Source organism: Sphingomonas sp. CFBP 13733 (assembly GCF_014841795.1).
Classification (GTDB): domain Bacteria; phylum Pseudomonadota; class Alphaproteobacteria; order Sphingomonadales; family Sphingomonadaceae; genus Sphingomonas; species Sphingomonas aerolata.
In genome coordinates this window covers 322,975-343,335 of sequence record NZ_JACYUP010000002.1, presented here as the reverse complement: position 1 = coordinate 343,335, position 20,361 = coordinate 322,975, and the positions used below count along the sequence as shown (strand labels likewise).

23 protein-coding genes are annotated in these 20,361 nt (G+C 64.1%); 14 read left to right on the top strand and 9 right to left on the bottom strand.

Going from position 1 to position 20,361, the window contains the following annotated elements; all coding sequences use genetic code 11:
* Positions 1–31 precede the first annotated feature (31 nt).
* The 4 genes from IFT71_RS05760 to IFT71_RS05745 form a co-directional block, all read right to left on the bottom strand.
* On the bottom strand, positions 32–709 hold the full coding sequence (locus tag IFT71_RS05760) for a DUF1013 domain-containing protein (protein ID WP_081874195.1): 678 nt from the start codon (positions 707–709) through the stop codon (positions 32–34).
* Positions 710–820: 111 nt separating this feature from the next.
* A complete protein-coding gene (locus IFT71_RS05755) occupies positions 821–1,855 on the bottom strand; it encodes a glycosyltransferase family 4 protein (protein WP_192139640.1) in 1,035 nt (344 codons plus the stop codon).
* A 45-nt stretch (positions 1,856–1,900) separates the two neighbouring features.
* Positions 1,901–2,782, bottom strand: a complete 882-nt coding sequence (locus IFT71_RS05750) for a UDP-2,3-diacylglucosamine diphosphatase (protein ID WP_159511757.1) — start codon at positions 2,780–2,782, stop codon at positions 1,901–1,903.
* Between the two features lie 159 nt (positions 2,783–2,941).
* Positions 2,942–3,922 (bottom strand): NAD(P)H-quinone oxidoreductase, encoded by a 981-nt coding sequence (locus IFT71_RS05745; RefSeq protein ID WP_192140214.1) that lies wholly within the window; start codon positions 3,920–3,922, stop codon positions 2,942–2,944.
* A gap of 118 nt (positions 3,923–4,040) precedes the next feature.
* Between IFT71_RS05745 and IFT71_RS05740 the strand changes: the two genes are divergently transcribed.
* The 14 genes from IFT71_RS05740 to IFT71_RS05675 all read left to right on the top strand — a co-directional run bounded on the left by IFT71_RS05740 (position 4,041) and on the right by IFT71_RS05675 (position 18,229).
* Positions 4,041–4,235, top strand: coding sequence for a DUF1192 domain-containing protein (locus IFT71_RS05740; RefSeq protein WP_031394982.1), 195 nt, complete (start codon positions 4,041–4,043; stop codon positions 4,233–4,235).
* A 143-nt stretch (positions 4,236–4,378) separates the two neighbouring features.
* Positions 4,379–6,697 (top strand): ATP-dependent Clp protease ATP-binding subunit ClpA, encoded by a 2,319-nt coding sequence (gene clpA, locus IFT71_RS05735; RefSeq protein WP_031394983.1) that lies wholly within the window; start codon positions 4,379–4,381, stop codon positions 6,695–6,697.
* A 151-nt stretch (positions 6,698–6,848) separates the two neighbouring features.
* Positions 6,849–8,495 (top strand): GGDEF domain-containing protein, encoded by a 1,647-nt coding sequence (locus IFT71_RS05730; protein ID WP_192139638.1) that lies wholly within the window; start codon positions 6,849–6,851, stop codon positions 8,493–8,495.
* 75 nt (positions 8,496–8,570) lie between these two features.
* Positions 8,571–8,768: a hypothetical protein gene (locus tag IFT71_RS05725; RefSeq protein WP_192139636.1), complete on the top strand. Its 198-nt coding sequence runs from the start codon at positions 8,571–8,573 to the stop codon at positions 8,766–8,768.
* Positions 8,769–8,864: 96 nt separating this feature from the next.
* On the top strand, positions 8,865–9,104 hold the full coding sequence (locus IFT71_RS05720) for an exodeoxyribonuclease VII small subunit (RefSeq protein WP_031394986.1): 240 nt from the start codon (positions 8,865–8,867) through the stop codon (positions 9,102–9,104).
* A gap of 7 nt (positions 9,105–9,111) precedes the next feature.
* Positions 9,112–10,011, top strand: coding sequence for a polyprenyl synthetase family protein (locus tag IFT71_RS05715; protein WP_192139633.1), 900 nt, complete (start codon positions 9,112–9,114; stop codon positions 10,009–10,011).
* Between the two features lie 21 nt (positions 10,012–10,032).
* Positions 10,033–10,554, top strand: coding sequence for a pantetheine-phosphate adenylyltransferase (coaD, locus tag IFT71_RS05710; RefSeq protein ID WP_031394988.1), 522 nt, complete (start codon positions 10,033–10,035; stop codon positions 10,552–10,554).
* A 116-nt stretch (positions 10,555–10,670) separates the two neighbouring features.
* On the top strand, positions 10,671–11,393 hold the full coding sequence (locus tag IFT71_RS05705; RefSeq protein ID WP_192139631.1) for a peptidylprolyl isomerase: 723 nt from the start codon (positions 10,671–10,673) through the stop codon (positions 11,391–11,393).
* 7 nt (positions 11,394–11,400) lie between these two features.
* Positions 11,401–12,456 (top strand): tRNA preQ1(34) S-adenosylmethionine ribosyltransferase-isomerase QueA, encoded by a 1,056-nt coding sequence (gene queA / locus IFT71_RS05700; protein ID WP_192139629.1) that lies wholly within the window; start codon positions 11,401–11,403, stop codon positions 12,454–12,456.
* The gene (locus tag IFT71_RS05695) at positions 12,428–12,907 is read left to right on the top strand and encodes an EF-hand domain-containing protein (RefSeq protein WP_342212602.1); all 480 of its coding nucleotides are present in this window, start codon (positions 12,428–12,430) and stop codon (positions 12,905–12,907) included. The genes queA and IFT71_RS05695 overlap by 29 nt, the downstream gene beginning before the upstream one ends.
* Before the next feature lie 11 nt (positions 12,908–12,918).
* A complete protein-coding gene (tgt, locus tag IFT71_RS05690) occupies positions 12,919–14,052 on the top strand; it encodes a tRNA guanosine(34) transglycosylase Tgt (protein ID WP_342212601.1) in 1,134 nt (377 codons plus the stop codon).
* A 9-nt stretch (positions 14,053–14,061) separates the two neighbouring features.
* Positions 14,062–14,277: a hypothetical protein gene (locus IFT71_RS05685; protein WP_197975095.1), complete on the top strand. Its 216-nt coding sequence runs from the start codon at positions 14,062–14,064 to the stop codon at positions 14,275–14,277.
* 8 nt (positions 14,278–14,285) lie between these two features.
* Positions 14,286–17,123: a M16 family metallopeptidase gene (locus tag IFT71_RS05680; protein ID WP_192139623.1), complete on the top strand. Its 2,838-nt coding sequence runs from the start codon at positions 14,286–14,288 to the stop codon at positions 17,121–17,123.
* Between the two features lie 101 nt (positions 17,124–17,224).
* The gene (locus tag IFT71_RS05675; RefSeq protein WP_244654782.1) at positions 17,225–18,229 is read left to right on the top strand and encodes a cell wall hydrolase; all 1,005 of its coding nucleotides are present in this window, start codon (positions 17,225–17,227) and stop codon (positions 18,227–18,229) included.
* A 76-nt stretch (positions 18,230–18,305) separates the two neighbouring features.
* Here IFT71_RS05675 and IFT71_RS05670 read toward each other — a convergent pair whose 3' ends face one another.
* The 5 genes from IFT71_RS05670 to IFT71_RS21690 all read right to left on the bottom strand — a co-directional run bounded on the left by IFT71_RS05670 (position 18,306) and on the right by IFT71_RS21690 (position 20,337).
* On the bottom strand, positions 18,306–18,530 hold the full coding sequence (locus IFT71_RS05670) for a hypothetical protein (protein WP_056405216.1): 225 nt from the start codon (positions 18,528–18,530) through the stop codon (positions 18,306–18,308).
* A 103-nt stretch (positions 18,531–18,633) separates the two neighbouring features.
* Entirely contained in the window at positions 18,634–18,846 is a 213-nt protein-coding gene (locus IFT71_RS05665) for a cold-shock protein (protein WP_031394996.1), read from the bottom strand.
* A gap of 249 nt (positions 18,847–19,095) precedes the next feature.
* Positions 19,096–19,509, bottom strand: coding sequence for a glycine zipper 2TM domain-containing protein (locus IFT71_RS05660; protein WP_192003563.1), 414 nt, complete (start codon positions 19,507–19,509; stop codon positions 19,096–19,098).
* Positions 19,510–19,583: 74 nt separating this feature from the next.
* Positions 19,584–20,027 carry a DUF3597 domain-containing protein gene (locus tag IFT71_RS05655; protein ID WP_192139621.1) on the bottom strand — a complete coding sequence of 148 codons (444 nt, stop codon included), beginning with the start codon at positions 20,025–20,027 and terminating at the stop codon, positions 19,584–19,586.
* Between the two features lie 25 nt (positions 20,028–20,052).
* On the bottom strand, positions 20,053–20,337 hold the full coding sequence (locus IFT71_RS21690) for a hypothetical protein (protein WP_192139619.1): 285 nt from the start codon (positions 20,335–20,337) through the stop codon (positions 20,053–20,055).
* Positions 20,338–20,361 lie beyond the last annotated feature (24 nt).

The window sequence follows — 20,361 nt, the reverse complement described above, 5'->3', positions numbered from 1 at the left end:
CCCGCACCGCGCCACGCGGGCGCCGGGAACGTCAGCGCTTGAAGGGGTCGTCAAACAGCGGCTTGACCGGCAGGACACCGCCCTCTGCGACGAACTGCGCGTCCGCCGCTGCCTGCGTACGCTCGTTACGAAGCTGCTCGAGCAGCGCCTCACGATCACCTTCGAGACGCGTGTCGGTCGGTGCTTCCATACCCGCCGCCTTGGCGGCCTTGGCAACCGCGGCGTCGAGTTCGCGCTGCGACGTCAGGCCAAGCGTGACCGGGTCCTTTGGCGTGATGTTGGCGATGTTCCAGTGGCTACGGTCACGGATCGCAGCGATCGTCGTGCGCGTCGTGCCGATCAGCAGCGAGATTGCGCCATCGGTGATCTCGGGATGATTACGGATAATCCAGGCAATGCCATCGGGCTTGTCCTGGCGCTTGGACACCGGCGTGTAACGCGGGCCCTTGGTCCGGCGGACCTGCTCGGGACCCTTGATCATCTTGAGCTGATAATCGGGATCGGCCGCGCCCTTGTCGATCTCGTCCTGCGTGACCTCATGCGCGCGGACGGGATCGCGCCCCGTCAGCTTGGTCGACGTGGTGTCGTCGGCGATCGCCTGGATCTCGAGAATGTGCAGACCGCAAAAATCTGCGATTTGTTCGAAACTGAGCGCAGTGTTGTCGACCATCCAGGCGGCGGTCGCATGGGGCATGAGCGGCTGGGCCACGGCGGAAACTCCGTAAAAATAGAAAGGGCCGCCCCTTTCGGAGCGGCCTGACATGACACACGACTTAGTGCGCCCATGACTAACAGGCAAGCGCGCGATCGTCGCGTCGCATCATGCCGCCATGCGCGGTCGATCGAGTGGACGGGCAAGCGGAACAAGGGCACGCAGAAACTGGCGCGCACTTGCGGGCCAGCTGTAACGGGCAGCATAGGCGGCGCAGGCGACGGGATCGCGGGTCAGTGCCGCCGCGATCGCTTCGTCGAGATCCTCATGCATCACGCCAACGCGCGGGTCGAGTACGTCGATCGGGCCGGCGACGGGATAGGCTGCAACGGGAGTCCCGCACGCCAGCGCCTCGATCATGACCAGCCCAAACGTATCGGTGCGGCTCGGAAAGACGAGGACGTCCGCAGTCCGATAGGCCGCCGCCAGCCCTTGTCCGTCGCGCTGACCGAGAAACACGGCATCGGGGAAGCGACGTGCAAGCGCGGCGCGCGCGGGCCCGTCGCCGACCACCACCTTCGTTCCCCGATGCGCGGACGACAGGAAGGCCTCGACATTCTTCTCGACAGCGACGCGCCCGACATAGAGCAGGATCGGCCCGGGCAGCGCCGCCATCTCCGGATCACGGGCGCCGTCCAGCCCGAATTGTGCAAAATCGACGCCTCGCCCCCATTCGCGAACCTGATGCAGCCCCTGTGCAGTAAGTGTTGCCGCGACAGAGGGCGTGGAGACCAGGATCGACTCGGCGGGACGATGGAACCAGCGAATATAGCGCCATATCCAGGCGGGGTTCGCGCCCGTCCGTGCCGCGATGTAATCGGGAAACTGGGTATGATAGGCGGTCGTGAACGGCAGATCTCGGGCCAGGCACCAGGTTCGTGCGGCGAGGCAGACTGGACCTTCCGTCGCGAGGTGTATCGCATCGGCACCAAAGCTTTCGAGCATTCGTCCGACCGCGCCCGACCGTGCAAAGGCCAGCCGAATCTCGGGATAGGTCGGACACGGCATCGAGGCGAACTGCGCCGGGGATATGATCAGCACTTGATGACCCGTCGCTTCGAGTTCCCGCCGGACGGACTTCAGGGTGCGAACCACGCCGTTGACTTGCGGGCTCCAGGCATCGGTGACGATCGCGATACGCATCGGGGTCTCCTTGGGGAACCGCGGCATGAGCCGAATTGGCTTGGGTCAGGCGGCCAGCGTGACGACGTTGTCGATCTCACGCGCAGCTATTTCGTCTGCCCAGTGAAGCAGTTCCATCCGCCCGTCGAAATGCTCGACAAGTGCCGTGCAGCCTTCGACCCAGTCGCCGTCGTTATAATAGGCAACGCCGGCAATATCGCGCATTTCCGCGGTATGGATGTGTCCGCATACGACGCCATCGACCCCGCGGACGCCGGCCGCGTGCGCGACGACTTCTTCGAAATGCGATATGAAGGCGACGGCGTTCTTGACCTTGGCCTTGGCGTGTTTCGAGAGCGACCAATAGGGCATGCCGAGGCGTCGGCGCGCGCCATTCACCCACCGGTTGAGCCCCATGAGCAATGTGTACGCCGCATCCCCAATATGCGCGACCCAGCGATGCGCCAGCGTGATAGCGTCGAACTCGTCACCGTGCAGAACCAGCAGGCGGCGGCCGTCGGCGGTCTCGTGGATCGCCTTGCGCCGGATCGAGATCCCACCGAAGTCGAGCCCCGAATATTGCCGGAACACCTCGTCATGGTTGCCCGGAATATAGACGACCCGCGTACCGCGCTTCGCGCGCTTGAGCAGCCGCCACAGCACGTCGTTATGCGCCGCCGGCCAGTAGAATTTCTTCTTCAATCGCCAGCCATCGATCATGTCGCCGACCAGGAACATCGTCTCGCTGTCGACATGGTCGAGAAAGTCGTTGAGCATCGCCGCGTTGCAGCCACGCGTGCCGAGATGGACGTCGGAAATCCAGATCGTGCGATATTGCCGCCGGTCGACGACGCGTTCAGGCACAACGGGTCGCGAATGGATGAAGTCCGCGATGTCCGCCACATCGGCTATCGGCAACGCGTCGGTTGGAAACGTGACGGTGTCCATCGGCCTGCCCCGCAAATCTGTTCGTTGCGGTCCTGACTAGCGGCGCAATGTGACATGGCAGTCGCAGTCCGGTGACTGTTCTAAGTCATCGGACGACGCACAGCCTCCGTGACGAATTGCAGAGACGGCTCGGGGACAGCCTGGTCAGGCGTGCCCGCGTCACGTCATGGACAGCACGATCTTCCCGACGTGATCGCCCGCCTCCATCCGCGCATGCGCAGCCGGGGCGTCGGCAAAGGCAAAGACGCGATCGATCACTGGCTTGAGCTTGCCCGCCTCCACATGCGGCCAGACCGTCCGCGCCAGTTCATCGGCCACGAGCGACTTGAATGCGGTATCACGCGGGCGCAGCGTCGATCCCGTCAAGGTCAGACGACGGCGCATGATCTCGAACAGCGGCACCGTCGCATTCGCCCCACCCTGAACCGCGATCGACACGTGCCGCCCGTCTTCGGCCAGACATTGCAGATTACGCGCGACATAGTCGCCACCCACCATATCGAGTACTGCCGCAACACCCTTGCCGCCGGTGATCTGCTTGACCCGTTCGACGAAGTCCTCGGTCTTGTAGTCGATCGCGTGCGTCGCGCCGAGGCTGAGCGCGGCTTGGCATTTCGCCTTCGAGCCCGCGGTGACGATGATGTCGATCCCGAAGATGGCACACAAGCCGATCGCCATCGTGCCGATCCCGCTCGTGCCGCCATGGACGAGTACCGTATCGCCTTCGGTCGCATAGGCACGCTCGAACAGGTTGGTCCACACCGTGAACAACGTCTCGGGCATCGCCGCGGCTTCGACCATCGTCAGCGCTTCGGGCACGGAGAGGCACTGGCCGAACGGCGCAACCGCATATTCGGCATAGGCACCGCCCGTGATCAACGCACAGACCCGCTGCCCGATCTGTTCCTCGCCGACCCCGTCGCCGACCGCGACGATCGTCCCGGCAATCTCCATGCCCAAGATCGACGGGGCACCGGGCGGCGGCGGATATTTACCCTGCCGTTGCATCACCTCGGGACGATTGACGCCCGCCGCCGCGACCTTGACGAGGACCTCGCCGGCTCCGGGATGCGGCACGGCGCGCTCCACAAGGACGAGCACTTCAGGGCCTCCCGGAGCGTCGGGATCGATTGCCTTCATGACGTCAGGGACGATGTAACGCGGAGTCGCGGTTTTTGCAGTCATGTGATCGAGACGCCCCATTGGATTTCCGTGCCTTATTGACATCACTCCGGTGCGGGTCAACGTTACAGGCGCAATGGATCCGGATGACGCCCCCTCTCGTCCCGACGATTTCCTCGATGCGCTCGTGCGTCAGGACATCGACTCGCTCTCGGTCGCCGAGCTCGATGCGCGGATCACCGTGCTGCAAGGCGAGATTGCGCGCTGCCAGTTGAAAAAAGATCGAGCGATCAGCCACCGCGCCAGCGCCGACGACCTATTTAGACGGTGATGTCCTCGACCTCGTCTCGGCGGTCCGTGTTTGGACGGTGCAGGAACGCAGGCCGGCGGGGTCAAGTGCTTGATGCGATCGATTACCGTTCCGACATAGTGGCAAAGGGCCTGCGTCTGCGTGGCCCGACAGGAGTAATGTAAATGCCGTCATTTGCACCCGCCCTCGAGACCACCCTGCACAAGGCACTTGAGGCTGCATCGTCCCGACGCCACGAATATGCGACGCTCGAGCATCTCTTGCTGGCGTTGATCGACGACGAGCACGGATCGAAGGTCATGGGCGCCTGCAACGTTGATCTGGGCGAGCTGAAAACCACGGTCGCGCATTATCTCGACACCGAGCTCGATGCGCTCAAGGTCGATGCCGCGACCGATCCATCGCCGACGAGCGGCTTCCAGCGCGTCGTCCAGCGCGCCATCCTCCACGTCCAGTCTTCGGGCCGCGACGAAGTGACGGGTGCCAACGTGCTCGTTGCCTTGTTTAGCGAGCGGGAAAGCTATGCCGTCTATTTTCTGCAGCAGCAGGACATGAGCCGCCTCGATGCGGTTAGCTTCATCAGCCACGGCGTCGGCAAGGGCGGACAGCAGCCGACTGAAGCGTCGACACCCAAGGGTGCCGACGACGAGAAGCCGACCAAGGGACAGGAGAAGGGCAAGACGGAAAGCGCGCTCAAGCAATTCACGGTCGACCTGAACGAGAAAGCCAAGAACGGGAAGGTCGATCCCCTGATTGGGCGCGGGCCGGAGGTGGATCGCACGATCCAGATCCTGTGCCGCCGGTCGAAGAACAACCCGCTTTATGTCGGCGATCCCGGCGTCGGCAAGACCGCGATCGCGGAAGGTCTCGCCCGGAAGATCGTCGAGGGCGAGGTCCCCGATGTGCTCAAGCCGGCGGTGATCTATTCGCTCGACATGGGCGCATTGCTGGCAGGCACCCGGTATCGTGGTGATTTCGAGGAGCGCCTGAAGGCGGTCGTCAACGAGTTGGAGAAGATGCCGGACGCGGTATTGTTCATCGACGAGATCCACACAGTTATCGGTGCCGGCGCGACGAGCGGCGGTGCAATGGATGCGTCAAACCTGCTCAAGCCGGCGCTCTCGGGCGGCACGATCCGCTGCATCGGCTCGACGACCTACAAGGAATTCCGCAATCATTTCGAGAAGGATCGCGCCCTACTGCGGCGCTTCCAGAAGATCGATGTGAACGAGCCGACGATCGAGGATACGATCAAGATTTTGGCTGGCTTGCGGTCGGCGTTCGAGGATCACCACAACGTCAAATACACTCCCGACGCGATCAAGTCGGCGGTCGAACTCAGTGCGCGCTACATTAACGACCGCAAGCTGCCCGACAAGGCGATCGACGTGATCGACGAGGTCGGTGCGATGCAGATGCTGGTGCCGCCTAATAAGCGCAAGAAGACGATCACCCCCAAGGAGATCGAACAGGTCATCGCGACCATGGCGCGCATCCCGCCGAAATCGGTTTCGACCGACGACAAGCTCGCGCTCGCCACACTTGAAACAGATCTGAAGCGCGTGGTGTTCGGGCAAAATGCGGCAATCGAGAAGCTCAGTTCGGCGATCAAGCTGGCGCGAGCGGGTCTACGTGAGCCAGAGAAGCCGATCGGCAACTATCTGTTCACCGGCCCCACCGGCGTCGGCAAGACGGAGGTGGCCAAGCAGCTGTCTTCGATCCTGGGTATCCCGCTCCAGCGGTTCGACATGTCCGAATATATGGAGCGGCACTCGGTCAGCCGTCTGATCGGTGCGCCCCCGGGCTATGTCGGGTTCGATCAGGGTGGTCTGCTGACCGATGCGGTCGACCAGAATCCGCATTGCGTGCTGCTGCTTGACGAGATCGAGAAGGCGCATCCAGACCTGTTCAACATCCTGTTGCAGGTAATGGACAACGGGCGCCTTACCGACCAGCACGGCAAGTCGGTCGATTTCCGCAACGTCATTCTGATCATGACGACCAATGCGGGGGCCAGCGACATGGCCCGCGAGACGGTGGGCTTCGGCAACCTTACGCGTGAAGGCGAGGACGAACAGGCGGTGCAGAAGATGTTCACACCGGAGTTCCGCAATCGCCTCGATGCGATCGTGCCGTTCGGCTATCTGCCGACGACCGTGGTCGCCCGGGTCGTGGATAAGTTCATTCTTCAACTCGAGCTTCAGCTGGCGGACCGCGGCGTCCATATCCAGCTCGATGACGAGTCGAAGGCGTGGCTCACCGAGAAGGGCTATGACAAGCTCTACGGAGCGCGTCCGATGGGCCGTTTGATCCAGGAAAAGATCAAGCAACCACTTGCCGAGGAGCTGCTGTTCGGGAAACTGGTCCATGGCGGCGAGGTGACGGTGAAGATGAAAGATGGTGCGCTTTCGTTCGCGATTGAAAGTGCGGCGCCAAAAAAACCCAAGAAGAAGGGGAAGGCTGAACCCGTCTCTGCCAAGTAGCAGCGAGACGGCGTCAAGCCGCGTTTACGAGACCCGGCGGCAGCGCTTGCCGCCGGGTTTTTTTGTGCCATAGCCAGCTACGTTTACCGTTCTTTGCCGAACGCGCTTTACGAGGCATGTCATGGGGATACGGGCGTATATGCGGTGGGTCATGATCTTGCTGCTGTGGACGCTCGGCTTGGTGACTGCACCGCCCGCCGCCGCGACCGCCCTTCCCTTGGCGACCTGTCTCGTCCGCGCAGCACCCGGCATGACGGCGCCCGCCCTGTTCAAAACGCCGGAACGATTCGACTGCACCACCCCACAGCGCCGATTCGGCCCGGGTGATTTCTGGGTCCTGTCACAGCCGCTTCCCGCGGCTCAGCTACGCGGCACCAGCGCGCGTATCGGCAGCATCTGGATGACGCGCATCACGCTCTATGTCCGCTATGCCGATGGTGCGATTCGCCATGTCGGCGTCACGCCAAAAACCGCCCATGAGATCCTAAACCTCGGCGCCGTCCTCTCGCAACCGCTGCCGCGCCATGACGCGCCACCGGTGCGTCTCCTGTGGCATGTCGAAGGTGCCACGAACCTTCGCGGCGTCATCCTGCAGCCGGTACTGGCGGATCATGGCGAGGCGGCGACGACCGAGATCGTGCGCGGCGCACTTTACGGCGCGTTTGCCGGCATGGCGATCGCGCTGATCGTCTACAATCTGGCGCTATGGGGAGCGCTTCGCCAGGCTTTCCAGCCAGTCTACTGCCTCCTCGTCCTGTGCCTGCTGGCCTATGTATCGACGTCATCAGGTGCTGCGGGCCAAGTCTTTACGGGCCTTGACAATAACGACCGCCAGCGGCTCAACATACTGTTCCTGGCTGCATCCGCCAGCACAGCACTCCTTTTCGCCCGCAGCTTTTTCGAACGCGCCGTGTTCTCGGGTTGGGTACGGCCGCTCAGCAGTGCGGTGATGGTCGGGCTGGTCGGCATGGCGGGGCTCTGGGTTATACTCGCCCCCCGCGCGATCCATGTTCTCGATACCGGCATGTCGATCGCATATCTGGGGTTCATCGGGGTTGTGGCGATCATCCTGTGGCGCGCGTGGCGCGTCCGCAGCAATTATCTGTGGTTGTTTGCGCTTGCGTGGGGTGCACCGATCGTCATGTCCGGGCTTCGCATCGCCAGCAGCTTCGGGATGGTCGAGCCGAGCCTGCTGGTCGACAATTCGACGGTCATCGCGATGGCGATCGAGGCGCTTCTGTCGAGCACGGCGATTGCCTATCGCATCCTGTTGCTGAGCCGCGAACGCGACGCCGCGCGGGAACAGGAGATCGCGGCGCGCCTGCTTGCCGATACTGACCCGCTGACCGGCCTGCTCAATCGTCGCGCCTTCCTGGAACGTGCGATTGGCCGCCTCGGCCAGCAGACGCTGCTGATCGCCGACATCGACCATTTCAAGCGGGTCAACGAAACGATCGGCCATGATGGCGGCGACGAGGTGTTGAGGGCCTTCGCCCGTGCGCTTCGCAGCGCACTGCCAACCGATACGCTCATCGCCCGAATTGGTGGCGAGGAGTTTGCTATCCTCGTCGATGCCTCGACATCGGTTTCGCCCTGCGCAATCCGCGACCGTGTCCGCGGCCAGTCGATGCCGTATGATATCACCGTCACCGCCAGCATCGGTACGTGCACCGGCCCCCTGTTGCACGACGCCGACTGGAAGACGCTCTACCGCGACGCCGACCGCGCCTTATTCGAGGCCAAGGCGGCGGGCCGCGATCGATCGCGAAGCGCGGTCAGCCTCGTCTCGGCCGCCTGAGTGGGGTGCCTGGTGCCGCGGCTTGTCAAAGCGGATTGACGACGTCAGGATGCAGCTTCGCCCGGGAGAATGACGATGCGTAATCGTAAGGCTGCCCTCGTTGTCGCTGCGCTGGTGCTGACGCTCGCAGTAATGCCGCGACCGACGGCGGATATCCGCCTCATCACGCATGACCCGTCCGACCCCGCGCCGCACAGGATGCAGGCTGCAGTCGACCTGGGGCTGATCGGCATATCGGTGCTTTACACCTGGACCGTCGACCGGTTGCGCTAGAATTCGCGGCAAACTCGGCGCGTGCCGGTCACGGCATAGCCTCCGCCGTCGACGCGTCCTTGACCCCCGTCGCGCGCCTGCTCCATAGCAGCACCCATGGAAACGCCGACAGAAGACCTCTCATTCGAAGAGGCATTGAAAGAGTTGGAGACGATCGTGGGGCAGCTCGAGCGTGGCGATACGCCGCTGCAGCAGGCGATCGAGCTTTACGAACGCGGCAACAAGCTGCGCCAGCGTTGTGCTGATCGGCTGGACGCTGCGCAGGCGCGGATCGAAGCGATCCGGCTCGATGCCGAGGGTAAGCCGGCTGGGGTTCGCCCCTTTGCGGCAGGTTGAGCCGCGCATGACGACCTTGCCGCAATCGCTGGCGGAAGCGCTCGCTGAGGTTTCCGCAGAGATCGACGCGCAGTTCGACCTCCTTCTGGCGATCCCCGAAGATCCGCGTGCGGACCTGTATCACGCGATGCGTCACGCGGCGATCGGCGGCGGCAAGCGGCTACGCCCGTTGCTCGTTTTCGCGACCGCCAGCCTGTTCGGGGTCGACCGTGCTTGTGCGGCGCGGGTGGCCACGGCCATCGAGGCGATCCATGTCTATTCGCTGATCCATGACGATCTCCCGGCCATGGACGATGACGACATGCGTCGTGGCAAGCCGACCGTGCACAAGATGTTCAGCGAAGCATGCGCGATCCTCGCAGGTGACTGCCTTCACGCACTGGCGTTCGAGATCCTCGCCGACCCGTCAACGCACCCCGATCCGTTCGTGCGCGCCGATCTGGTGCTCGACCTTGCCAAGGCGTCCGGCCCGACTGGGATGGCCGGCGGCCAGATGATGGATCTCGAGGCGGAGAATGCCCGGTTCGATCTGAACACTGTCACCCGGCTTCAGCAGATGAAGACCGGTGCGCTGATTTTGGCGTCCGTCGAAGCAGGCGCCATTCTTGGCAGGATTGCGCCCGAGGGCCGGGTTGGCCTGCGCGGCTATGCGCACGACCTGGGACTTGCCTTTCAAATTGCTGACGATCTGCTCGACGCCGAAGGCGATGAGGCGGCGGCCGGCAAACGCCTCCGCAAGGATGCCGGTGCGGGCAAGGAGACGTTCCTGTCGCTGCTCGGCGCGGATCGCGCGCGCGAACAGGCCCGCATGCTTGTCGACCAGGCGATCGCACATCTGCACAGCTATGGCCGTGAGGCCGATCTGCTCCGCGCGATCGCACGCTTCGTGCTTGATCGCGACCGCTGACCTCTTCCGGAGACACCGACCATGACGGCAAGCCACGAGACCGTAAGGGTCGGTGTTTACCCGGGTACATTCGACCCGATCACGCTGGGCCATATGGACATCATCCGACGTGGCGCGAAGCTGGTCGACCGGCTGGTCGTCGGTGTTACGACGAACGCCTCAAAATCCCCGATGTTCACGATCGAGGAACGCATGGCGATGGTGAGGCGTGAGGTAGACGGCGTGGCCGGCGAGATCCACGTGGTCGCGTTCGATTCTCTGTTGATGGATTTTGCCGAGCGCGAAGGCGCGAAGGTCATCGTCCGCGGTCTGCGTGCCGTCGCCGACTTCGAATATGAATATCAGATGGCGGGGATGAACCAGCAGATCAATCCGCGGGTCGAGACGGTGTTCCTGATGGCGGATGTCGCGCTGCAGCCGATTGCGAGCAAGCTGGTCAAGGAAATCGCGCTCTTTGGCGGGGACATAGCCAAATTCGTCCCGCCTGCCGTCAGTGAAGAGGTCATTGCCCGCGTCAATCAGATCGGCCGCAAGGGAAGTTGAAGCGCGCGGGACGCCAGTTGGCGGACGATGTTCAGTTTGGCGCAAGCACGGATTTGTTCTAAGCGGCGGGCTTCGAGGTCGGCCCCGGCCCCATGGCCAATGCGAGTAGGGATTTGATGCGCTTTTTCGCCGGTATGTTTGCGATCCTCGGGTGCCTCGTCGCGGCACCTGCGTCCGCCCAGATCATCGATCCAGCTGTTGCCGGACGCGCCACTCCGCCGTTGACGACGGACACGCAGAACCTGCTACTGCTTGACCTGTCGACGGGGGGCCGGGTCACGATCTGGCTTCGTCCCGATGTCGCCCCTTTGATGGTCGAGCGCATCAAAACCCTGACCCGGCAGCGTTTCTACGACGGCCTGGCGTTTCACCGGGTGATCGACGGGTTCATGGCACAGGGCGGCGATCCAAAGGGTGACGGTACCGGTGGCTCACCCCTGCCCGACGTGAAGGCCGAGTTCAATTATCTGCCGCACGTTCGCGGCGCGGTGTCCGCGGCGCGTTCGGAAAAGGAAGACAGCGCGAACAGCCAGTTCTTCATCGTCTTTCAGCCGCGCCTCAGCCTCGACAAGAAATATACCGTGTTCGGCCGGGTGATCGACGGCATGCAATATGTCGACGCCATTGAGCGCGGCGAGCCGCCGGCAAACCCCTCGCGGATCCTGCACGCATATATCGCTGCGGACAGCCCGCCGGCCTATGTCGCCGCGCCCGTTACCCCGCCATCGGCACTGGGCGCGCCTGTAACCCTGCCGGGGACCGGCAGCAGCAAGTCGAGGCCAGCACAGGCGGTCGTTGCAAAGCCCAAGCTTGCCAAGAAGGCCCCCGCGAAGAAGTGAGAGTCCGTTGAACGTCGACCTTTTCGACTTCGACCTGCCGACCGACCGTATCGCACTCCGGCCCGAAACGCCGCGCGATGCCGCACGGCTGTTGGTCTTAGAAGGGGATGCAACACGCGACCTACGCGTCACGGATCTGGCTGGACAGCTGCGTCGCGGCGACCTGCTGGTGTTCAACGACACGCGGGTCATTCCGGCGCAGCTCGAAGGGCGTCGTGCTGGGATCGAGCAGGACGGGCAGCTATCGTCCGGGGCGAAGATCGGGGCGACGCTGCACAAGCGCGAAGGGCCGCGACGTTGGCGCGCCTTCATTCGCAATGCGCGCCGTCTGCGCGATGGGGATCCGATCGATTTCGGCAACGGCGTCGTCGCCCGGGCGGTCGACCGGGCAGAAGACGGCAGCTACGCGCTCGAATTCGCAGGCGACGAACCGGTCGAACTGCTGCTCGATCGTGCGGGGCGAATGCCCTTGCCTCCCTATATCGCGGCGAAGCGCCCGACGGACGCGCGCGACGCCGAGGATTACCAGACGATGTTCGCCGCCGAGCCCGGCGCGGTTGCCGCGCCGACCGCGGCGCTGCACTTCACCCCATCGGTGATGGCGGCGCTCGAGGCCGCGGGCATCGCGAAGGCCACGCTGACGCTGCATGTCGGTGCGGGCACCTTCCTGCCGATGAAGGTGGACGATACCGACGATCACCAGATGCATGCCGAATGGGGCCGGATCGATGCGACCACGGCGGACCGGCTGAATGCGGTCCGCGCCGCGGGAGGCCGGGTGATCGCGGTCGGCACGACGTCGCTGCGACTGATCGAGAGCGCGACCGGTGACGACGGCATCATTCGCCCGTTTGAGGGCGACACCGCGATCTTCATCACGCCGGGCTATCGCTTCAAGGGGATCGATGGCCTGATGACCAATTTCCACCTGCCGCGATCGACGCTGTTCATGCTGGTATCGGCACTGATGGGACGGGAACGGATGCAGGCCGCCTATGCGCATGCAATTGCGGCCAAGTATCGCTTCTACAGCTATGGCGATGCCAGCCTGCTGCTGCCATGACCGGCCCATGTTGATCCCATTGATTCTGGCCTTGCAGGTCGTGCCTTCCGCTGGGGTCGCGCAACCGCCCGCAACGATCTTTGCCGAACCGGCCGCAATGCTGGTCGCCGCCTGCGATGCGGATCGCGACGCGCGCGTGACCAGGCCCGAACTCGATACTTGCCTCGCACAAAGCTTTGCGGGCGCCGAGGGCAGCACGACGGGTAAGATCGGCTATATCGCCTATGCCGATTGGTCGCTGAAGTGGCTCGGTGATCGCAATGCCCTGCCCAGCCCCTTCGAAGTCGATCGCGATGGCGACAACGCGATCACCCTTGGCGAGCTTCAGGCCCGATTTGCGCAGTTCTTTCTCCGCTTCGACCGCAACCGGGACGGTGTGCTCGTGCGCGAGGAGCTGCTGACGATCAGGAGCTTCGCCCCCAACGCTCCACCGCGCGGCAAGCGCCGTTAATGGATCATCCCGTGTCCCCTCGTTTCGACTTCACCATTTCTGCCACCGACGGCGCCGCGCGCACGGGTCAGATCGCGATGCAGCGTGGCGTGATCCGCACACCCGCCTTCATGCCGGTCGGCACCGCCGCGACGGTCAAGGCGATGAAGCCCGACGACGTGGCGGCCGCGGGGGCCGACATCATCCTCGGCAACACCTATCATCTCATGCTGCGTCCCGGCGCGGAACGTGTCGCGCGACTGGGCGGGCTTCACGGTTTCATGGGCTGGTCGAAACCGATCCTCACCGACTCGGGCGGGTATCAGGTGATGAGCCTCGCGGATCTTACCAAGCGGTCCGAGGAAGGCGTGTCGTTCAAATCGCATCTCGATGGTACCCGGCACCTGCTCAGCCCCGAACGGTCGATCGAGATCCAGCGTTTATTGGGGTCGAACATCGTCATGGCGTTCGACGAGCTTGTCCCGACGACCTCCACGCGGGAGGTTCAGGCCGCCGCCATGGAACGATCGATGCGTTGGGCGAAGCGATCACGCGATGCCTTCAATGCAGGCGGTGCCCATGCGGATAACAACGCGATCTTCGGAATCCAGCAAGGCGCGCTGAACGAGTCGTTCCGCAAATCCTCGGCGGACGCGCTGATCGATATCGGCTTCGATGGTTATGCGGTCGGCGGATTAGCGGTCGGCGAAGGACAGGAGGCGATGTTCGGATGCCTGGATTTCGCCCCCGGACAATTGCCCGCCGACAAACCCCGCTACCTGATGGGCGTCGGCAAGCCTGACGATATCGTGGGCGCTGTCGAGCGCGGAATCGACATGTTCGATTGCGTCATGCCGACGCGATCCGGGCGGACCGGACAGGCGTTCACGCGCAAGGGCCCGATCAACATCCGCAACGCCCGGTTTGCCGAGGACCAGTCGCCGCTGGCGGCCGACTGTGCCTGCCCGGTCTGCGCCACCTGGAGCCGGGCCTATCTGCATCATCTCGTCCGCGCGGGCGAGATGCTTGGCGCGATGTTGATGACCGAGCACAATATCTGGTTCTACGAAACGCTGATGGCAGATCTGCGCGCTGCGATCGCCGCCGGCACATTGACGAAGTTCGCAAATGATTTCCGAGCGGAGTATGGTCGGAAATCGAGTTAGGAGAGTGACGTGACCGACCCCATCACAACGGCTGCCGACGACGATACACCCAACGAAATCCTCGCCGCAGCCAAGGAAGCAAAGCTTCACGCCGAAGCCGCAGCAAAGGCGACCGTCGAGAAGGCGAAGACCTGGCCGCTTGCAAAGATCGGGCTTGGCGTCGGCATAGGATCTGCCGCCATCGCCGGCGCGGTGCTTTTTAACCGCTCGCGTACCCAGAAGTAAGGACACAGATGCGCCTCCTCCGCTCCGCCTTGCTGCTTGGTGCAGCCTGTTGTCCTGCAGCGGTGGTGGCGCAGTCCGCCCCCCCAAAATCTACGTCGAACGTCTCGGTAAAGCCGCTCGCCTTCACTGAGCGCGTGCTGGCCAACGGTTTGCGTGTCTACGCCATCCGGGACACGGCGACACCCAACGTGTCGGTCCAGGTCTGGTATGACGTCGGGTCGAAGGACGATCCCAAGGGCCGGTCCGGCTTTGCCCATATGTTCGAACATCTGATGTTCAAATCGACCCGCAACCTGGTGTCAGAACAGATGGACCGGCTGACCGAGGACGTCGGCGGCTATAACAACGCATCGACCAACGACGACTATACGAATTATTACGAGGTGGTTCCGGCCAATCACCTGCAGCGTCTGCTGTTTGCAGAGGCCGACCGGATGGCGAGCCTCGTGGTCGAGCCCAAGAGCTTCGCCTCCGAACGCGACGTCGTGAAGGAGGAGCTTCGCCAGAGCACGCTGGCTCGGCCCTATGGCAAGCTGTTCTCGCTCTATTATCCCGCGCTCGCCTATGCGCGACATCCCTATGCACGTGGTACGATCGGCAGCCTGGAAAATCTCGAAGCCGCCGGCATCGACGACGTCCGCGCCTTTCATGCAACCTATTACCGACCCGACAATGCGGTCCTAGTCGTCTCGGGCAATTTCGAGCCTGCACAGCTCGACCGCTGGATCGACACCTACTTCGCCCCGATCAAGAAGCCGAGCGGGGAAATTCCTCGGGTGACGGTCGCCGAGCCGGCCCGTACCCAAGCCGTGACGCGTACCGTCTACGAGCCCAACACGCCGCTCCCTGCGGTGCTGATCAGCTATCACATCCCGGCGGACCGCGCTGCCGACATCCCCGCGCTCAGTCTCCTGAAAGCGATATTGTCGGAGGGCGAGAGCTCGCGGCTCTACGAAAGCGTCGTCTACCGCGATCAACTCGCACAGTCCGCGGACGCCATGATCGACAGCAAGCAGTCGACCGGCAATCTGGTCGTCTATGCCATCATGGCCGGGGGCAAGAGCGTTGACGCTGGCGAGGCCGCGCTCAAGCGAGAGATCGCACGGCTGCGCGATGCCCCCGTCACGCCTGCCGAACTGGCCGAGGCGAAGAACGAAATTCTGACAGCGTCGATCATCGCCCGGGAAACCGCCGAAGGAAAGGCGAGCACCCTTGCGTCATCGGTGATCGTGGATGGTGATCCGCGCGCCGCAGACCGCCAGCTCGCGGCTATTGCGCAGGTCACGGCCGCAGATATCCAGCGCGTCGCACGGACCTATCTGGCTGACGCGCAATCCGCGACCATCCGGTATCTCCCGCTCGATGCCAAGCCGGCCGCGACGCGGGTCGCGACGATCGATGTGGCCCCCACCGTCCTCGTCGCCGATCTTAAGGCGCCCGTTAGCGTCGAGATTGTTACCCCCGCCGCCGAAGGACAGCGCGTCCTTCCCCCCGCCCCCGGTACACCGATTTCGCCGACCCTACCCCAGCCGATCTCGACCCAGCTCGCCAATGGCATGCGGCTTATCACCGTAGAGCGGCACGATCTGCCGATCGTCACCGCCTATCTCGTTACCGGTGGCGGCGCGGCAACCGATCCTGCTAATCGGGCAGGTGTCAGCAGCCTGGCGGCCGAGTTGCTGACCAAAGGCACGCGCACGCGGACGGCCACGCAGATTGCGCGGCAGATAGAAGGGCTCGGCGGATCGATCGGCAGCGATGCGGGCAGCGACGGTGCCGCCGTCGATGTCACGGTGAAGGCGGATCAGCTCTCCCCTGCCCTGTCGATCCTCGCCGATGTGGCGATGCACCCCGCGTTCGCGCTCGACGAAATCGAACGGGCACGGACGCAGCAAATCGACGCGGTATCGCTCGCGCTCAAGGATCCGGCGCAGCTTGCCGCACTGGTCGCCGACCGGGCGGTTCTCGGCGCGTCCGCCTATGGCGCACCGATCGGCGGCACCCCGATCTCGTTGAAGGCGATCACCCGGGCCGACATCACCGCGGCCTATGCGCGCAGCTTCAGCCCCGATCAGGCTACGCTCATCATGGTCGGCGACGTCACCGCGGCGCAGGCGAAGACGCTGGCCGACGCCCAATTCGGCCCCTGGAAGAAGACCGGCGCGGCAACGACACCCGCCATGGCGATCGATTACCCGGCGCCTCGCGTGATCGTCGTCGACATGCCCGATGCGGGCCAGGCTGGCGTCGTCGTCGCCCGGCCGGCGATCGCGCGCACCGACCCCCGCTATTATTCGTTGGCGGTAGCGAACACCGTGCTTGGCGGAGGCTTCTCTTCACGACTTAACCAGGAAATCCGGATCAAGCGCGGTCTGGCCTATGGCGCAGGCAGCACGCTGAACGCGGGGAAGACGCAGGGAACGGTTGCCGCGCGGACACAGACCAAGAACCCTACCGCAACGGAAGTCGTCTCGCTGATCGCAGCGGAGCTGGCGGGCATGGGCAAGGCACCCGTGTCCCCGGGCGAACTGGAGACACGCAAGGCGGTACTTGTCGGGAATTTCGGGCGCGGGATCGAGACGACGTCCGGCGTTGCGGGAATTCTGGGATCTTATGTCCAGAACGGCGTCAGCGTCGATGAACTGCAGCAGTTTACGGCAAAGGTTGGCGCAGTTGATTCCGCGTCGGTCCAAACCGCAGCCGCGGCGCTGCTCGATCCCAAAAAGGCCAGTATTGTGGTTGTCGGCGATGCCAGGCAGTTCGCCCCCTCGCTCCGTCAAGCCTACCCGCAGACCGAGCTGATCCCCGAGGCTGCGTTAAAGCTCGATACCGCCGCACTTAAATGACTCTCGTCGGGACGACCGCGGGCATTCGGTAGCGGAACGGTAGGGTTTCCTGCGATATGGCTGGCCGTCTTTGATGACGGTGGCGCAAGGATAGCGGGATTTTGAACACGACGCGCTGGGCCTCCCGGTCATCGAGACGGCGATGGTTGCCGGTTGCCATATCCGGCGTGATCGCGTCGACCGCGCTGTTTGCGCACGCAGCGTTCCGTGACGCGCCAAGGGATGCCGGGACACCTTTGCGTGGCGGCAATGGCGAGGGGCGCCATAGCGATGCTCTTGAGAGCATTCCCAGGGACTTTGGGGCTCCCGTCCCCGGAGTGACGGGAACGACCGCCCTCCCCAAGATGCCCATTTTAGTTGATGCTTCCACGGGGGATCCCGGCGTCGTGGCGACACGTCCCTTTTCAATGACGCGGACGAGCGCGACCGACCGGGCGCGGGCGTTGTTATGCCTGACGACGGCGATCTATTACGAGGCCGCATCCGAGCCCGATGCCGGGCAACGCGCGGTTGCTCAGGTCATTCTCAATCGTGTCCGCCATCCCGCCTTTCCGGCAACCGTCTGCGGCGTGGTCTATCAGGGGCCGCATTCGGGCGGGGCACCAACTGCATGTCAGTTCAGCTTTGCCTGTGACGGTGCGACCGCGCGCGCACCGGCCAGGCTTGCCTGGGTCCGGGCTGAGCGGAATGCGGCGATGGTTTTGGCGGGCTATGTCTATGCGCCGGTCGGACTGGCGACGCATTATCATACCTATGCCGTCACGCCGCTATGGAGCCGCAGTCTGGTGATGACGGCGGTGGTCGGCGCACATTTCTTCCACCGGTGGAAAGGCTATTGGGGCACCGCTGCGGCCTTTAACCAGCACTATCTCGGCCACGAGCCGGTGCCCGGCGGGGCAACCGGGACGGCATTTGTAGCACTCTCGACCACAGTGCTGCCTGATAGTGCGGGTGGCGCTAGAGGCAATTCCGGTCTGGCTGAAACGATGTCGGTTACGGTTCCGACAAGTGGGGTCACTGGTGCCTCGACACCAGTCGAAGCGGATCGATTACCGCCGGCGCCGGAAATCCTCGACAAATGGAAGGATACAGGTGGACTGCGCTGACGGTGCGGCGTGTAACCACGCTCGAGCGCTGAATATGGAAACGGCCGCCGATAGCGGCGGCCGTTCGAAGCCGATCTTATTCGGCGGGGATCATCGTGGTATTTGCCATGCGCTCGCCACCGGGGGGGGCAGCTTCGCGGGCGGCGCGCAACGTCTGCGTGCGCTCGGCACGGTTGGCCATGTCGTCCCAGGCCTTTTCGGCGCGGCGGCAGCGGTCGCGGACATTGTCGAGCGAGGCGGCATCGCCGTTGCGACGCTCTTCTTCAGCGCGGGCCCGGTAGAATTCTGGATTATCGGCCATGCTGCTGCGCTCCTGAGGAACTAGAGGAAGTAGGCGCGGCGGCCATAGGAGCCGCCGCGCCGCGACCGAAATCAGTCATCGGCGGACAAGTCCGCCGACAGCCTCAGTCGGCCGGCTGGAGGTTCACAGCCGACTGCTTGCCGCGCTTGTCGGGCTCGAGCTCATAGGTGACGCGCTGGTTCTGGTTCAGCGTCGGCATGCCGGCGCGCTCAACCGCGGTGATGTGCACGAATGCGTCGTTGCCACCGCCATCGGGAGCGATGAAGCCATAGCCCTTGTCGGCGTTGAAGAACTTTACGGTGCCAGTGATAGCCATGCGATGGCTCCTTCTTTGTTATGGGGCAATCCGAGGTTCGGACCGCCCGATGCCGCGGAGCAGGGAAAGAAGGAGAAAGGTGCCGCAAAGCGCCAAGAACCGTCGATATGCGACTGTAGCAAATCTCCATATGGGCCAGACGACCCGAAATTGCAAATCTGGCGGTGTTTTTAGACGACCATTACCATCAGAAAGATCCCCCGCAGCGCCAAGGCCGGCGGCGTAACAGAACGCCGCCAGCCCCGGTCGTTAGCGGCAGCGTGCCGGGGTGTTGCTGCGATCGACCGCCCGTCCGGCGAGCGCGCCGCCGGCGGCGCCGAGCACGGTGCCGAGAAGACCCGAACCGCCGGGTGCGATGACGTTGCCGAGCACGCCGCCGGCCACGCCGCCGACGATCAGACCGGTCGTCCCGTCGTTGCGGCGGCAATAATAGCGGCCGTCATTGCCGCGATAGATGCGGTCGTTGTTCGACAGGCGGCGTTCGCGGTAGCGGCGGTCGTCGCGGTAGTAGCGGCCGGCGTCGTAGCTGCCATAGGCAGGGTCGGGCCGATTATAGTCATAGGACCGATAGCGCGGGTCGACGCCGTAGCGGTCGCCGCCACCGCCGACGCAGCCGGCGATCAGGGTGGAGGCGGCCATAAGGCCCAGCGTCATAGCGCGCATTTCGTGTCCTTTCAGAGGGTTGTCGGTATCACCTCAATGCTCGGCGCCGGCCTTTGTTGCCGGCGCCGATGCACTCAGTCCTGCAGACCTGCGGGGACGGTGCCGCCATTCTTGGCCAGTTCGCGCATCACGGCCTTGTGCAGCCAGATGTTCATCTCCGCGCTGCCGTCCTTGGCACCGGTATAGCCGAGCTCGGTGGCGAGTTCCTTGCGGTTGTCGAGGCTGGAGTCGAGGTCGAGCAGCTTCATCAGGTCGACGATCGAGCTGCGCCAGTTGAGGTCCGAATTCTTGCGCGACGCCATGCCCGAGAGCACCGCCTCGACATCGACCGGCTGGGTGGCGGCGGGGGCGGCCTGTGGGGCGGGGGCCGCCGGAGCAGCGGGGGCTGGTTTCGGGGCGATGGCGGCGGGGGCTGGCGCGGGTGCCGGGGCGGCGGGCTTGGGGGTGCCGAAATGGCCGCTGCCGAGCGGGCCCTTTTCGCCGAAGATGGCGGATTTGATCTTGCTGAAAATGCTCATGAAACTCTCCGTGAAAAAACTTGGATCAGGTGACCGGCAGCGTCGCGGGACGCAGCGAGTCATATTCCGCCTTGGTCGGGACCGCGGTGGGATCGGGGCGGAAGGCGTCGGGCGCGCGGTCGGCGGGGCCGGGATGCGGGCGGGCGGGGGCGAGATCGGGGGCGGCATGCTCGGCCGGATTGGCGGGCGCGCGGCGCAGCCAGGCCGCGAGCAGCGCGCCGGCCAGGCCGATCGCGGCGACCCCCGCGGCGATCGCGGTGCGGCCGAAGGTCTTGGGCTTGCGGTGCGGGTGACGCACGGGGGTTGGCATGACGAATGTCCTGGTTGTTGCGCA